Below are 13,603 nucleotides of genomic sequence, written 5' to 3'. Positions count from 1 at the left end.
TCGGCACCGATCAGGCGACGCCGGCTGCGGGTCGACGGGCGTACGCCCAGCCCGGCCGGCGCAGCAGGAACGAGAACCGGTCGTGCCAGTCGTCGGCCGCCGCGACGTCGGCCGCGATGTCGGCCCACTCGTGCGTCGCGATGCGCGCCGGGTTGTAGGAGTCGACATTGCTCGTCAGGCCGTAGACGACCGGCTCGTCCTCCTCCTCGAAGGTCCCGAACAGCCGGTCCCAGAGGATGAGGATGCTGCCGTGGTTGCGGTCGAGGTAGTCGCGGTTGGAGCCGTGGTGCACCCGGTGGTGCGACGGGGTGTTGAAGACCTTCTCCACCCAGCCGAGCCGCTGGATCGCCTCGGTGTGGATCCAGAACTGGTAGATCAGGTTGATCCCGCGCGCCTGCTCGATCAGCGCCGGGCGTACGCCGGCCAGCGCGAGCAGGCCGTAGGGGACGGTGAGGGTCACGCCCTCCGCGACGGGCTGGCGCAGCGCCGTCGAGAGGTTGTAGCGCTCGCTCGAGTGGTGCACCACGTGGACCGCCCACAGCCAGCGGCTCTCGTGGCTGGCGCGGTGGTTCCAGTAGTAGATGAAGTCCCAGCCGAGCACCGCCGCCACCGCGGCCCACGGACCGGTGCCGAGGTCGAGCGGGGAGCGGGCGAACAAGCGCTTCCCGGCCGTCATCGCCGCCCAGGTCGTCGAGGTCACCAGCGCCGTCGAGGCCACGGCGCTGACGGCGAGGGCGCCGTGCGTACGCCGCAGCACGGGGGCGATGGCCGGCCGCTCCTCGCGCGGCAGGGCAGGCCCGAGGCGGATGTCGGCGAGCTCGTCCTGCACCGCGCGCACCGCGGCCGGCACGGTCTGCGGCTCGGGCAGTGACCCGTCCCGCACCCGTCGGCGTACGACGTCACCGACGGTGGTCAGCACCGCTGCCGCAGCCCCGACCGCGAGCAACGTCCGGCCGTGCCGCCCGACGCCGGGGGTGACGGGGTCGAGCAGCCGTCGCGCGACGTAGGGGGCGGCCAGGCTGCCGAGGCCCATGCTGAGGCTCGCGACGGTGTCGGCGAGCTGGTAGTCACCGGCGCGCGTGCCGGGCTCGACGGGGTGCGCCCGCTGCCAGGCGTGCTCCGCGACCATCGCGCCGATGAACGCCGGGATGGCCGCCACGGTCAGGTCGATCTTCACCCGGCCATCATGCCGTCACAGCCGCGGGTCGACCGGCTCCGACTCCAGCGCGAGCACGGCGAACACGGCCTGGTGCACCTTCCAGAGCGGATCCCCGGCGACGAAGCCGGCGATCGCGTCCAGGCCGAGACCGTGCTCGCGCAGGGCGAGCTGCCGCTTCTTGCCGAGGTGGCGCTGGCGCAGGACGTCGAGCGACCCGGTGTAGTCCGGCCCGTAGATGATCCGGAGGTACTCCCGGCCGCGCACCTTGATCCCGGGCTGCACCCGGCCCTCGGTGAGGTGCGCCGGCTTCACGACCATGCCCTCCCCGCCCGCAGCGGTGAGGTCGAGCCACCACTGCGTCGCCGCCTCGCGCTCCTCGGGCGAGGACAGGTCGACGAAGCGGTGCCGCGTCGGCGTGATGACGTCGCCCGCGAGCCCGGCGAGCTGGTCGAGGTGCCACTCGTGCGACTCGGTGACCGCGAGCGCCCGGCCCTCGGCCGCGAGCACCTGGAACGGCGCCAGCGTGATCCCGTCGAGCCCGTCGGTCGGTCGGACGTATGCCGCGTAGGCGTCGCGGAACGCGTGGGCGTTGACCAGCCGCTCCCGGGTCCTCGTCGTCAGCGTGCCGACGTCGAGGCCCCGCGCGGCCGCCTGCTCCAGGACGGACAGCGCCTCCGGCAGCACGTGCCGCGCGGCTGCGCCGACCGATGCGTACTGCGCCTTGATCAGCTCGAGCGCCTTGGCCGACCACGGCAGCAGCTCGCAGTCGAGGGCCAGCCAGTCGGTGTCGAGCGACGCGAACAGCGGCTGTGCCGCCGACCTCACCTCGTCGACGAGCCCGCTGGTGTCCGGGAAGAACGGACGGCCGGTGCGCGTGTGGATGACGCCGGTCGTGCCGTCGGTGACGCCGAAGCGGCGTGCAGCCACGTCCGCGTCCTGCGCGATCACGGCGATGGCCCGCGAGCCCATGTGCTTCTCCTCGCACACCACTCGTGTGACGCCCCAGCCGGCGTACTCCTCGAACGCCTGCTCCGGGTGCTCGAGGTAGCCCTCGAGGGACGAGGTGGCGACCGGCGACATGGTCGGCGGCAGGTAGACCAGCCAGCGCGGGTCCACGGCGAACCGGCTCATGATCTCGAGGGCGGCAGCAGCGTTCTCCTCGGGCACCTTCACCTTGCCGGCGTGCGGCGACTCCAGCCAGCGGGTGCCGGCGACGTCGTCGATGGCGAGGGCGGACGGCTCCCGCTCGGTCACGGTCGGCGCGAGCGGGCGCACCGGCTCGTACCACTGCTGTTCCGCGGGGACCGAGACGATCTCGCGCTCGGGGTAGCGCAGCGCGGTGAGTGAGCCGCCGAAGACGACGCCGGTGTCGAGGCAGATCGTGTTGTTGATCCACTCGGCGGTCGGGACCGGGGTGTGGCCGTAGACGACCATCGCCTCGCCGCGGTACTCCTGCGCCCACGGGTAGCGGACGGGGAGTCCGTACTCGTCGGTCTCCCCGGTCGTGTCGCCGTAGAGCGCGAACGCGCGGACCCGTCCGGACGAGCGCCCGTGGTAGGCCTCCTTCAGCCCGGCGTGCGCCACCACGAGCCGGCCGTCGTCGAGGACGAAGTGGCTGATCAGCCCGTCCATGAAGCGGAGGGCGTCGGCCCGGAAGTCCTCGGGCTCGGCCTCGAGCTGCGCCAGCGACTCCGCGAGCCCGTGGGACACCTGGACCTTGGCGCCGCGCAGCGCCCGGACCAGCTTGGCCTCGTGGTTGCCCGAGACGCTGATCGCGGTGCCGGACGCGGCCATGCCCATCGCGAGCCGCAGCACGCCTGGGGTGTCGGGCCCGCGGTCGACCAGGTCGCCGACGAAGACCGCCTGCCGGCCCTCGGGGTGCGTCGCGTCGACGGCGACCCCGTCGACATAGGTGATCGACCAGCCCAGCTCGGTCAGCAGCGTGCGCAGCTCGGAGGCGCAACCGTGGACGTCGCCGATGATGTCGAACGGTCCGCGCAGGTCGCGCTTGTCGTTCCAGGAGCGCTCGCGCACGATCTCGACCGCGTCGACCTCCTCGGTCCCGCGCAGCACGTGGACCCGCCGGAAGCCCTCCTTGGTGAGCTTGCCGAGCGAGCGACGCAGGTCGCGGTGCTGCCGGGCGACGACGTGCGAGCCGAAGTCGCGGTCGGGCCGGGACGCGTTGCGCTCGTGCGCCAGCGACTCGGGTACGTCGATGACGATGGCGTCGACGAGGACGTTGTGCTCGCGCGCCAGCTTGACCAGCGACGCGCGCGCCGGCCGTTGCACGTTGGTGGCGTCGACGACCGTCAGCAGCCCGCGGCGCAGCCGCGTGCCCACGATGTAGTGGAGGACGTCGAACGCGTCGGGCGTCGCCGACTGGTCGTTCTCGTCGTCGGCGACCAGCCCGCGGCAGACGTCGCTCGAGACGACCTCGGTGGGCTTGAAGTGCGTGCGCGCGAAGGTGGACTTGCCGCTCCCGGACACGCCGACGAGCACGACCAGCCCCATGACGGGCAGGTTCAGCTGGCGTCGCTCAGTCATCGTCGTCCTTCGTGTCGGGCTTCTCGTCGCTCGTGCGCGTGAAGATCGCCAGCTGGGTGGGCGCACCGAGGGTGTCGTCGACCTCGCCGATCCCGCGGACCTCCACGGCGTAGCCGTAGGTGCGGCAGACCCGGTCGGCCCAGTCCACGAGCTCGGCGCGGGTCCACTCGAAGCGGTGGTCGGGGTGCCGCATGCCGACGAGGCCGTCGTACAGCACGTTGTACTCGCTGTTCGGGGTCGTCACGACCACCGCGCCGGGGCGGGCAGCGCCGAAGACCACCCGCTCGAGCGCCGCGAGCCGCGGTGGGTCGACGTGCTCGACCACCTCCATGAGCACGGCGGCGTCGTAGCCGGCGTAGCGCTGGTCCTCGTAGGTCAGGGCGCCCTGGAACAGCTCGATGCGCTCGGCCTGGCGCTCGCTCATCCGCTCCACGCGCAGCCGACGGGCGGCGTGCTGCAGCGAGCGCGTCGAGACGTCGCTGCCGGCGACCCGGGTGAACGACGACGTCCGGACGAGCCGCTGGAGGAACTGGCCGGGACCGCACCCGAGGTCGATCACCGAGCGGGCGCCGAGGTCGAGCAGGACCTGGTGGACCGCGTCGTGCCGCTGCGTGTTGAGGGGCACGCGCCTCTCCTCCGGCTGCGCGGCCTCCTCGTCCTCGGCGGGCTCGACGGCCTCCTCGAGGTCGTCGCCGAGCTCGGCCAGGCGCGCGAGCGCGGTGCGGGTGAGCGCCGTGCGTCGACCGAGGTAGCGCTGCGTGATCAGCGTCGCCTCGGGATGCGCGGCGAGCCAGCCCTCTCCCGAGCGCATCAGCTTGTCGACCTCGTCGGCGCCCTGCCAGTAGTGCTTGGACTCGTCCAGCACCGGCAGCAGCACGTGCAGCTGGTTGAGGGCGTCGGCGAGCCGGAGGGTGCCGGTGAGCCGGAGCCGGACGTAGCGCGAGTCGCCCCACTCCTCGATCGCCTCGTCGAGCGGGATCGGCTCGGCCTCGACGGTCCAGCCGAGCGGCTCGAAGAGCCGGTGCGCGACGGCCGCGCCGCCGCGGCACGGCAGCACCGGGATCGCGATCTCCAGCGGGATGGCCGAGTCGGCGAGCTCCTGGCGGGACCTGCAGGTGCCGCTGCGTGCGGTGCTGAACACGTCGGCCATCGCCACGCCGAGCAGGGACGAGGCGGCGTACGACCGGTCGTTGACGTACTGCGCGAGGCTGAAGTCGGGCGCGTTCCTCGCCCGCGAGCGCGCCAGCCGCACGGGGTCGACGTCGAGGACGAGGGCGACCGTGCAGCGCTCGTCGGTGGCCTCGGGGTAGAAGACGGTGACCGTGCCGAACGACTGGGAGAACTCCTGCACCCGGTCGGGGTGCTTGTGGAGCAGGTGGCCCAGGTCGGTCGCCGGGGTGTGGGTGGTCGTGACGGTGAGGAGCACTCCGGCATCGTGCCCGAGTCAGGGCGTCGCTGCCTCTCCATTCGGCGTCCGCTGCCAGTAGGCGAGGTGCGTGCGGTGGAGCCATGCGTCCACCCAGGCACGGTCGGGCTGGTCGGGCACGGTGCTCGACCCGCTCAGCGCGACCAGTCGTGCCTCGGCCGCGTCGATGGCGGCCACGACCTCCGCGAGCTCCACCTCGCCGCGTCGTACGGCACGCAGGCGCGAGAGGTCGGGCTCGGGGATCGGCAGCGTGATGCGGCCGGTGGTGAGCAGCTCGACGCCCTGGACGCCGAGCCGGAGGGCGTGCATGGCGAACTTGGTGTCGTAGCCGTGGACCGCGACCAGCTCGGGGCGGTTGGTGTGCGCGCCGACCTCGCCGGTCATCGCGGCCCGCTGCGAGCGGAGGTAGCCGATGAACCGGTCGGCCGCGAGCCTGGACACGAAGCGGTGGGCGTTGTCGACCAGCTCGGCGCCGACCTCGTCGCGGTGCACGACCTCCACGTCGGGGACGAACAGCACCAGCAGGACGGTCGGGTTGCCGGCCAGCGCGAGCGAGCACCACTTGCGCGCGGAGTAGATGATCACGTCGAGGTCGCCCGCGCCCGACCGGTTGGCGAGGCCGCCGGGCTGGTCCCAGACGGTGTGGCGCTGGTACTGCTCGAACGTCACCGGAGCGGCCTCGCCGCGCGTCCCGCTCGGCACCCGCGCGAGCCCGGTGACGTACGCCGACGGCTCGAGGCAGATCCCCATCTCGTCGCGGTCGTCCTGCCCAGCGATCGACGTCCCGTGGACGCCGGACCCGACCTGGACGCGCAGGATCGTCCCGTCCTCGGCGATCCGCCGCGCCTCCTCCGACGCGTGCGGGTGGTCGAAGCCCGCCGGCAGCGAGGTGTCGCCCTCGATCACCCGGGCGGGAGCGTCGTTGTCGGTCACCGGGCCGACGGTAGTCGCGGACCAGCGCCGGGACCTGCGGATATCTGAGGACGCCGTGGTCGGGTCACACACCGATCGACGTACGTCGCGTCCTCAGGTATCGCCTTCGCTCAGTAGTACCAGGGGTACGGCGACCAGTCGGGGTCGCGCTTCTCGAGGAACTGGTCGCGACCCTCCTGCGCCTCGTCGGTCATGTAGGCCAGGCGGGTGGTCTCGCCGGCGAAGAGCTGCTGACCGACCAGGCCGTCGTCGAGGAGGTTGAAGGAGTACTTCAGCATCCGCTGGGCGGTCGGCGACTTGCCGTTGATCTTGCGGCCCCAGTCGAGGGCGACCTTCTCGAGCTCGGCGTGCTCGACGACGCGGTTGACCGCACCCATCCGGTGCATCTCCTCGGCGTCGTACTCCTCGGCGAGGAAGAAGATCTCGCGGGCGAACTTCTGCCCGACCTGGCGCGCGAGGTAGGCCGAGCCGTAGCCGCCGTCGAACGAGCCGACGTCGGCGTCGGTCTGCTTGAAGCGGGCGTGCTCGCGGCTGGCGAGGGTGAGGTCGGCGACGACGTGGAGGCTGTGCCCGCCGCCCGCGGCCCAGCCGGGCACGACGCAGATGACGACCTTGGGCATGAAGCGGATCACCCGCTGGCACTCGAGGATGTGGAGGCGCGCGAGCTTGGCCTGGTCGATCGGGTTCGGCGGGGCGCCGGCGTCGCCCCCCGTCCGTTGCTCAGTTCCCTCGGTCTCGTACTGGTAGCCGAAGCGGCCGCGGATCCGCTGGTCGCCGCCGGTGCAGAAGGCCCACTTGCCGTTCTTCGCGCTCGGGCCGTTGCCGGTGAGCAGGACGCAGCCGACGTCGGCCGACATCCGCGCGTGCTCCAGCGTGCGCAGCAGCTCGTCGACGGTGTGCGGCCGGAAGGCGTTGAGCACGTCGGGGCGGTCGAAGGCGATGCGTACGGTGCCGTGCTCGCGGGCCCGGTGGTACGTCAGGTCGGTGAGGTCCTCGAACCCCGGCACCACGTCCCATGCCTCGGGGTCGAAGATCTCGCTGACGCCCTCGATCGCACTCATGCCGGGAGGCTATCGCCTGGGTAGTCCACCGGGTTCTGGCCGTCCCGCAGCGGGCTCGACGACCATTTCCCGGTGGACTACCCGGAGAGACGGTGGAAGAAGGGCCGTGCGCGTGGTGTTGTGTGAGGCATGGCACTGACTGGCACCTATGTCCCGAGCGCGACCGAGTGGGTCCGCAAGAACGTCGACGAGTACGAGGCGTCCAACGGCGAGGAGGGCGGCACGCTGCCCGGTACGCCGTACCCCGTCGTGGTCATCACGTCGGTCGGCGCGAAGTCCGGCAACCTGCGCAAGAACCCGGTGATGCGCGTCGAGCGCGACGGCTCCTACCTCGCGGTGGCGTCGAAGGGCGGCGCGCCCGACGACCCGGCGTGGGCCGACAACTTCCGGCAGCACCCCGAGGTCGAGCTCCAGGACAAGGCGGAGAAGCACACCTACTCGGTGCGCGAGCTCGACGGCGCGGAGTACGACGACTGGTGGGACCACGCGGTCGCCACGTGGTCGACCTACGCCGATTACAAGAAGAAGACGGACCGCAAGATCCCGCTCTTCCTGCTCGAACGCGCGTGACCTGAGGCTCGTGGCCTCCGTTCCGGGCGGGAGGTCAGCGGGCGATGGTGATCGCGAGCCCGAGCAGGTGCTCGAGGCGGGCGAGCTCGGAGTCGAGGAACTCCGGTCCGCCGCGGCGGCCCATCAGCACGACGTCGTCGCCGAACGGGGCGGCGCACTCGACGTAGACCTCGTCGCCGGGGAGGCGTACGGGCTCGGTGACCGGGGCGAACGAGAACTCGCTGGGGGAGGCGTCGGTCGCGTGGACCGCCTTCGCGCCGTCGGCCGTCACCCGCGCGGCCCAGTCGACGCGGAAGGCGATCGGCAGCAGGTCGATGAGCCGGTCCCGCGCGGTCGACGGGTCCTCGGTGAGGGACTCCACGACCTCGAGGTCGAGGAAGAGGTTGCCGCCCGCGGCGTAGCGGCTGATCCACAGGACGCTCACCCCGTCGAGCACGCTGCAGGCCGAGATGATCGAGTCGGGCATCGTGCCGGCCGGGATCTCGAGCAGCACGTCGTCGACCGCGAAGCCGTCGCGCTTCTCGACGATCTCGATCGCGTCGATGTCGCCCCCGGCCTCACCGATCGCGCTCGCGACGCGGCCCAGCGACCCCGGGACATCGGGGAGCTCGACACGCATCAGGTAGGGCATGCGACGAGGCTATCCCGATCGTGTGTCGGTCACGTTTCCGCATCTTGACCTGAGGACGCCGGGGTCAGGGCGCGGCCGCGAGGCGTACGGCGAGCCCGCTCGCGCGCTGCGCACGCCGGCCGATCGCCGCGCGGATCGCCGCCTCCGAGCCGACCACGCGCACGCGCGTCCGCGCCCGGGTGACCGCGGTGTAGAAGAGCTCGCGCGAGAGCAGCCGCGACTCCTCGTCGGGGAGCAGCACCGTGACCACGTCGGCCTGCGAGCCCTGCGACTTGTGGATGGTCATCGCGTGCATGGTCTCCACCTCGCCGAGCCGCGACGGCGCCAGGTCGCGCGGGCCGTCGCTCGCGGCGATGATCGCCCGCGGCCCACCCGGAGTGCGTACGACGACCCCGCTGTCGCCGTTGTAGACGCCGAGCTGGTGGTCGTTGGCCGTCACGAGGATCGGGCGGCCGATGTAGGCACGTTCGAAGAGCGGGTCGCCGGTCTCGGCGGTGAGCCACTGCTCGATGCGGCGGTTCCAGTGGCGCACGCCGTAGGGACCGTCGCGGTGCGCGCACAGGAGTCGGTGCTGGTCGAGCGCCCGGAGCGCGCCCGCGACGTCGCCGTGCTCGGCGGCGTCGCGGACGGCGAGCGCCGCGGCGAGGGCGGTGCTCCGGATCCGTGACGACGGGTCGGGCTCGGCGACCCACTCGACGGCCTCGTGGCCGGCAGCGAGGACCTCGAGCGCGCCGTCGGCGTCGCCGGTGCGCAGGGCCTCGGCCAGCGCGTGGATCTCGGCGCCGAACCGGTGGGTCGACTCGAGCGCCGCCACGGGTGAGTCGGGGCGTCCGAGGAAGCCCCGCACCACGTCGCTCAGCACCGCGCCGGCCTCGACCGACGACAGCTGGTGGGGGTCGCCGACCAGGACCAGCCGGGCCTCGGGACGCACCGCCTCGAGCAGCCGGGCCATCTGGGTCAGCGAGACCATCGACGACTCGTCGACCACGACGACGTCGTGGGGGAGGCGGTTGTCGCGGTGGTGGCGGAAGCGGGTGGAGTTGCCCGGATCCGGGCGCAGCAGCCGGTGGAGCGTGGACGCGGTGATGCCCGCCAGCCGCGCGCGATCCGCCTCGTCGAACGCCTCGGCCTCCTGGTGCACCGCCTGCTGGAGCCGGGCGGCCGCCTTGCCCGTCGGCGCCGCGAGCGCGATGCGCAGGCCGTCGGGGTGCTGGTCGAGCAGCCCGATCAGGAGGCTGGCAACCGCGGTCGTCTTGCCGGTGCCCGGCCCGCCGGTCAGCACGGTCGTCCACTGGCCGGCCGCGGCGAGGCACGCCGCCACCTGTTCGTCGTAGGACGACCCCGGGCGGGCCTGCTGCATCGCGGCCACGACCCGGGACATCGACGTCTCCATGAGTCCGGTGTCGACGGCGGGGCCGCTCGCGGCGCGGGCGAGCAGGTCGTCGACGACCTGGGTCTCCTGCTCGTGGTAGCGGTCGAGGTAGAGCAGGTCGTTGTCCCAGCGGACCAGTCCGAGCTCGACCAGCGGGCTCGCGGCGACGGCCGCGGTCCAGTCGTCGAGGGCGGGCCACGGCAGGGCCTCGGGGTCGGCGACGGTCGCCAGGTCGACGCAGACCGACCCTCCGCGCACCGCACGGACGGCCAGCGCGACCGCGAGCAGCACCCTCTCGTCGCTCTCGCGCCCCAGGCGGCCGAGGGCGAGGGCGATGTGCACGTCGGCGCTGGTCAGCACCCCGGCGGTGTTGAACGCGGCTAGCAGCCCGGTCGCTCCGAGCGCCAGCCGGGCGTCGGTGCTGTCGACAGGCTCGAAGAGGTCAGTCATCTCGGGGTCCCCGCGTCGTTGTCCGGAGGAGCGGAGCAGGGGAGGAGAACGTCGTGGGGTGCTCAGTCATTTCGGGGTGCTCAGTCATGGGTGGACTCCGTCGAGCAGGTCGGACAGGGCGGTCACGAGCGCGACGGGTGGCTGCCACGAGAAGACGCCGCACGGGCGCCCGTCGAGGACCGGGGTGTCCGGCCCGCACATCCCGCGGAGGTAGAGGTAGAGGACGCCGCCGAGGTGCTCCGCGGGGTCGTAGTCGGGCAACCGCCAGCGGAGGTAGCGGTGCAGGACGACCGTGTAGAGGAGGGCCTGGAGCGGGTAGTCGGAGTGGCCCATCGCCTCGTCGAGCACGGCGGGACGGTATTCCCAGGCGGTCGCCGGCGCGGTGCGGTCGCCGAGCCAGTTGGTCTTGTAGTCGATGGTGACGTAGCGCGTCCGACCCTCGACCGGCACGCGGACCACGACATCGATCGACCCCGTGAGGTAGCCGAGGAGCCGCTGGGACGCGAGGTCGGTGTCGCCGTCGAGGGTCTCGGCGAAGGCCAGCAGCGGGTCGCCGTCGGGGAGGTGGGCCCGCAGCAGGGGGCCGAGGTCGCCCAGCACGACGTGCGCCGCCGCGGAGTCGTCGTGCGGGGCGAGGTCGCCGCCCGCGAGCGGCAGCTCGAAGTCGAGCTCGCGCAGCCGGTCGGTCAGGCGGATCTCCCGCAGCGTCAGCCCGCCCGCCAGCGGGCCGAGCGGCGAGTCGCAGACCTGCACCAGCGCGTCGGCGAGCCTCTCGGCGTCGACCTCGACGGCCCACCACGCCCGGTGCTCCTCCACCTGCGCGAGCAGCTCGGCGCGCAGGTCGTCGGCGGCCGGGTCAACGTGCTCGAGCACCTCGTGGACCAGCGAGCCGAAGGCCGCGCCCACCGGCTGGTCGGCCATCGGCGACGCCACCGCGGTCAGCGTCAGGTCGGCTTCCGGAGCCGCTGCGTCGTCAGCGGGCTCGTCGAGCTCGAGGTCGTCGAGGTCGGGCGCGTCGTCGGGCTCCGACAGCACGCGGTCGGCCGTGCCCGCGTGCGGGGCACCGGCCGCGGCGAGCGCGGAGTAGGAGGTGCGTCGCCAGTCGGTGTCGACCCCGCGGTCGAACGAGCGCACCGACAGCGGCGGCAGGTCGCGGTCGATCGGGGTGGTGTCGACGGTGCCGGGGACGGCGAGCTCGGGCTGCGGTCCGCCCGCGGACTTCCAGCGACCGAGGATCTCGACGACCTCGTCGTCGCCGAGCACGGGCTGGTGGTCGTTGACGGTCGGGTGCCCTGGCGCACGGCCGAAGAGCATCCGGTGCAGCGGTGCGGGGGCGGTGTTGTTGGCGGTCGGGCAGTACCACGCGACGACCTGGGACTGCGCCCGCGTGAGCGCGACGTAGAGCAGTCGCAGCGACTCGCCCGCGTCCTCGTGCCGGCTGCGGATGACGGCGGCATCACGCCAGCGGCTCGGCCCACCGACGTCGCGGCACCGCTCACCACCGGCGTCGTGGAAGAGCGGCACCTCCTCGTCACGCACCCACCGGTCCCACAGGGTCGGGAGGTAGACGATCGGGTACTCGAGCCCCTTGCTGCCGTGGATCGTCACCAGCTGCACGGCGGCGGCGTCGGAGTCGAGTCGGCGGGTCCGCTCGGAGGCGACCTCGATCTTGTCGTCGGCCACCTGGGTGCGCAACCAGCCGAGCAGGCCGACCACGCCGAACCGTTCGCTGACCGTCACCTTGTGCAGCGCCTCGCCGATGTGGCGCAGGTCGGTCAGCGTGCGCTCGCCGCCGACCCGGCCGAGCACGCGCGCGGTCAGGCCGCCCAGGACCGCACTCTCCAGCACCGCTGCCACGCCCCGCGCCGCGAACACGTCGGCGAGGCGGCGTACGCGCTCGCTCAGCGCGTCGGTCGGGTCGTCGTCGGACTGGAGCTCCTCGGCCGTGCGGCCGAAGAAGTCCGTGAGCGCTGCGGCCCGCACGCGGTCGGCGCGGTGCGGTTGCTCGAGCGCCTCGAGCAGCGTCAGCCACTGGGTCGCGGCCGCGGTCTTGAAGACGGAGCCGCCGGCATTGAGGACCGCGGGCACCCCGACGGCGGCCAGGGCGTCCTGGGCGGCGAGCAGGTCGGCCCGCCGTGCGGCGAGCACCGCCACGTCCCTGGGGCGGACCGGTCGGCGCGGCTCGCCGGGGTCGTCGGTGGACAAGGTCGCCCCGCTGGTGAGCAGCCGCTTGATGTCGGCGGCGAGGTCGGCCAGCACCCGCTCGCGCCAGTCGCCGATGCGCGGCTTCTTGCGGCCGAGCTCCTCGTGGCGCACGACCCGCAGCCGGAACGGCGCACCGGCACCCTCGAGCCGTGACTCCGCGTGGTGGGCGGAGACGGGGTGCACGGGGATCCGGTCGTCGCCGAGCGCGGCACCCTCGATCAGCACGTGGAGCGAGTCGAGCAGCGGCTGGTCGGCGCGCCAGTTGACGCCGAGGGTCTGCCGGGTCGTGGCCTGGTCGGCGGCCGTGAGGTAGGTGACGATGTCGCCGCCGCGGAAGGCGTAGATCGCCTGCTTGGGATCGCCGATCAGGACGAGGGTGGAGACGCCGTGGAAGGCGCGCTCGAAGACCTGCCACTGCACGGGGTCGGTGTCCTGGAACTCGTCGATCAGCGCGACCTTCCACCGCGCCCGCATCCGGGCGCGGGCGGGTGAGTCGTCCGGCCCCAGCGCGTCGGCGAGCTGGCCGAGGAGGTCGTCATAGCTGAGCACGCCGAGCCGGCGCTTGCGACGGTCGATCTCGTCGAGCACCTCTCCGGCGAACCGCACGCGCGCGGCCGCGTCGCCGTCGGGGTCCTCGACCAGGGCCTCCTGCGGCGCCACCTGCGCGCGCGGGTCGTTGACCACCTCGCGAGCGAACGCGAGGGCCTCCTCCCGTGTCCAGGGCGCCTTGTCCCGGCGGGCGAACAGCTGGAGGTAGCGATCGTCGACGACCTCGCTGGTGAGCTGCTCGAGGTCCTCGACCAGCACCGCGCCGGTGTCGGTGTCGCCGGCGACCCCGAGGCTGCGGAGCACGAGCTGGCAGAACTGGTGGATCGTCGCGATGGTCGCCGCGTCGTAGGACGTCAGTGCGTCGGTGAGCCGGCCGAGCCGGGCCGCGCGCTCGGCGTCGTCGGCGTCGAGGAGCCACTCGTGCAGCGTGTTGTCCGGGTCGGCACCGGCCGGGTCGGCGAGCACGGCGGCGGCGCCGTCGAGCTGACGGCGTACGCGGTCGCGGAGCTCCTGGCTGGCCGCCCGGGTGAAGGTGACGACGAGCATCTCCTCCAGCGTCGCGACGCCCTCGGCGAGGTAGCGGGTGACGAGGGCGGCGATGGTCCAGGTCTTGCCCGTTCCGGCACTGGCCTCCAGCAGGGTCGTGCCGGAGGGCAGTGGACCGCGGATGTCGAAGGTCTCCATCGGAGGTGGCGTGGTCATC

At 72.9% G+C, this 13,603-nt stretch carries 9 protein-coding genes; 1 reads left to right on the top strand and 8 read right to left on the bottom strand.

What is annotated here, in order from left to right:
- Positions 1–10: 10 nt before the first annotated feature.
- From JI751_RS21675 to JI751_RS02240, 5 genes are all read right to left on the bottom strand, one after another.
- Complete coding sequence (locus JI751_RS21675) at positions 11–1,177, bottom strand: sterol desaturase family protein (RefSeq protein ID WP_201932904.1); 1,167 nt, start codon at positions 1,175–1,177, stop codon at positions 11–13.
- 15 nt (positions 1,178–1,192) lie between these two features.
- The gene (locus JI751_RS02255) at positions 1,193–3,703 is read right to left on the bottom strand and encodes a polynucleotide kinase-phosphatase (protein WP_201932902.1); all 2,511 of its coding nucleotides are present in this window, start codon (positions 3,701–3,703) and stop codon (positions 1,193–1,195) included.
- Positions 3,696–5,129 carry a 3' terminal RNA ribose 2'-O-methyltransferase Hen1 gene (locus tag JI751_RS02250; protein WP_201932900.1) on the bottom strand — a complete coding sequence of 478 codons (1,434 nt, stop codon included), beginning with the start codon at positions 5,127–5,129 and terminating at the stop codon, positions 3,696–3,698. Before JI751_RS02250 ends, JI751_RS02255 begins: the two co-directional genes overlap by 8 nt.
- A gap of 18 nt (positions 5,130–5,147) precedes the next feature.
- Positions 5,148–6,062, bottom strand: a complete 915-nt coding sequence (locus JI751_RS02245) for a nucleotidyltransferase domain-containing protein (protein WP_201932898.1) — start codon at positions 6,060–6,062, stop codon at positions 5,148–5,150.
- A 110-nt stretch (positions 6,063–6,172) separates the two neighbouring features.
- The gene (locus JI751_RS02240) at positions 6,173–7,123 is read right to left on the bottom strand and encodes a 1,4-dihydroxy-2-naphthoyl-CoA synthase (protein ID WP_201932895.1); all 951 of its coding nucleotides are present in this window, start codon (positions 7,121–7,123) and stop codon (positions 6,173–6,175) included.
- Positions 7,124–7,252: 129 nt separating this feature from the next.
- Between JI751_RS02240 and JI751_RS02235 the strand changes: the two genes are divergently transcribed.
- Positions 7,253–7,693, top strand: a complete 441-nt coding sequence (locus JI751_RS02235) for a nitroreductase family deazaflavin-dependent oxidoreductase (RefSeq protein WP_201932893.1) — start codon at positions 7,253–7,255, stop codon at positions 7,691–7,693.
- 34 nt (positions 7,694–7,727) lie between these two features.
- On the opposite strand, the gene JI751_RS02230 is transcribed toward JI751_RS02235, so the two are convergent.
- The 3 genes from JI751_RS02230 to JI751_RS02220 all read right to left on the bottom strand — a co-directional run bounded on the left by JI751_RS02230 (position 7,728) and on the right by JI751_RS02220 (position 13,602).
- Entirely contained in the window at positions 7,728–8,324 is a 597-nt protein-coding gene (locus tag JI751_RS02230; protein ID WP_201932891.1) for an ACT domain-containing protein, read from the bottom strand.
- Between the two features lie 64 nt (positions 8,325–8,388).
- Positions 8,389–10,146, bottom strand: coding sequence for an exodeoxyribonuclease V subunit alpha (recD, locus tag JI751_RS02225; RefSeq protein WP_201932888.1), 1,758 nt, complete (start codon positions 10,144–10,146; stop codon positions 8,389–8,391).
- A gap of 84 nt (positions 10,147–10,230) precedes the next feature.
- On the bottom strand, positions 10,231–13,602 hold the full coding sequence (locus tag JI751_RS02220) for a UvrD-helicase domain-containing protein (RefSeq protein ID WP_236665520.1): 3,372 nt from the start codon (positions 13,600–13,602) through the stop codon (positions 10,231–10,233).
- Position 13,603 lies beyond the last annotated feature (1 nt).

The organism is Nocardioides baculatus (assembly GCF_016735675.1).
Classification (GTDB): domain Bacteria; phylum Actinomycetota; class Actinomycetes; order Propionibacteriales; family Nocardioidaceae; genus Nocardioides; species Nocardioides baculatus.
Note: the sequence above shows the minus strand (reverse complement) of the source record. Positions and strands in the feature narration are given on the sequence as shown.

Bases quoted from the DNA above. Each gene is read 5' to 3' on its own strand.
- JI751_RS02255 (WP_201932902.1), bottom strand. From the start codon at position 3,703: ATGACTGAGCGACGCCAGCTGAACCTGCCCGTCATGGGGCTGGTCGTG.
- JI751_RS02240 (WP_201932895.1), bottom strand. From the start codon at position 7,123: ATGAGTGCGATCGAGGGCGTCAGCGAGATCTTCGACCCCGAGGCATGG.
- JI751_RS02235 (WP_201932893.1), top strand. From the start codon at position 7,253: ATGGCACTGACTGGCACCTATGTCCCGAGCGCGACCGAGTGGGTCCGC.
- JI751_RS02230 (WP_201932891.1), bottom strand. From the start codon at position 8,324: ATGCCCTACCTGATGCGTGTCGAGCTCCCCGATGTCCCGGGGTCGCTG.
- recD (WP_201932888.1), bottom strand. From the start codon at position 10,146: ATGACTGACCTCTTCGAGCCTGTCGACAGCACCGACGCCCGGCTGGCG.
- JI751_RS02220 (WP_236665520.1), bottom strand. From the start codon at position 13,602: ATGACCACGCCACCTCCGATGGAGACCTTCGACATCCGCGGTCCACTG.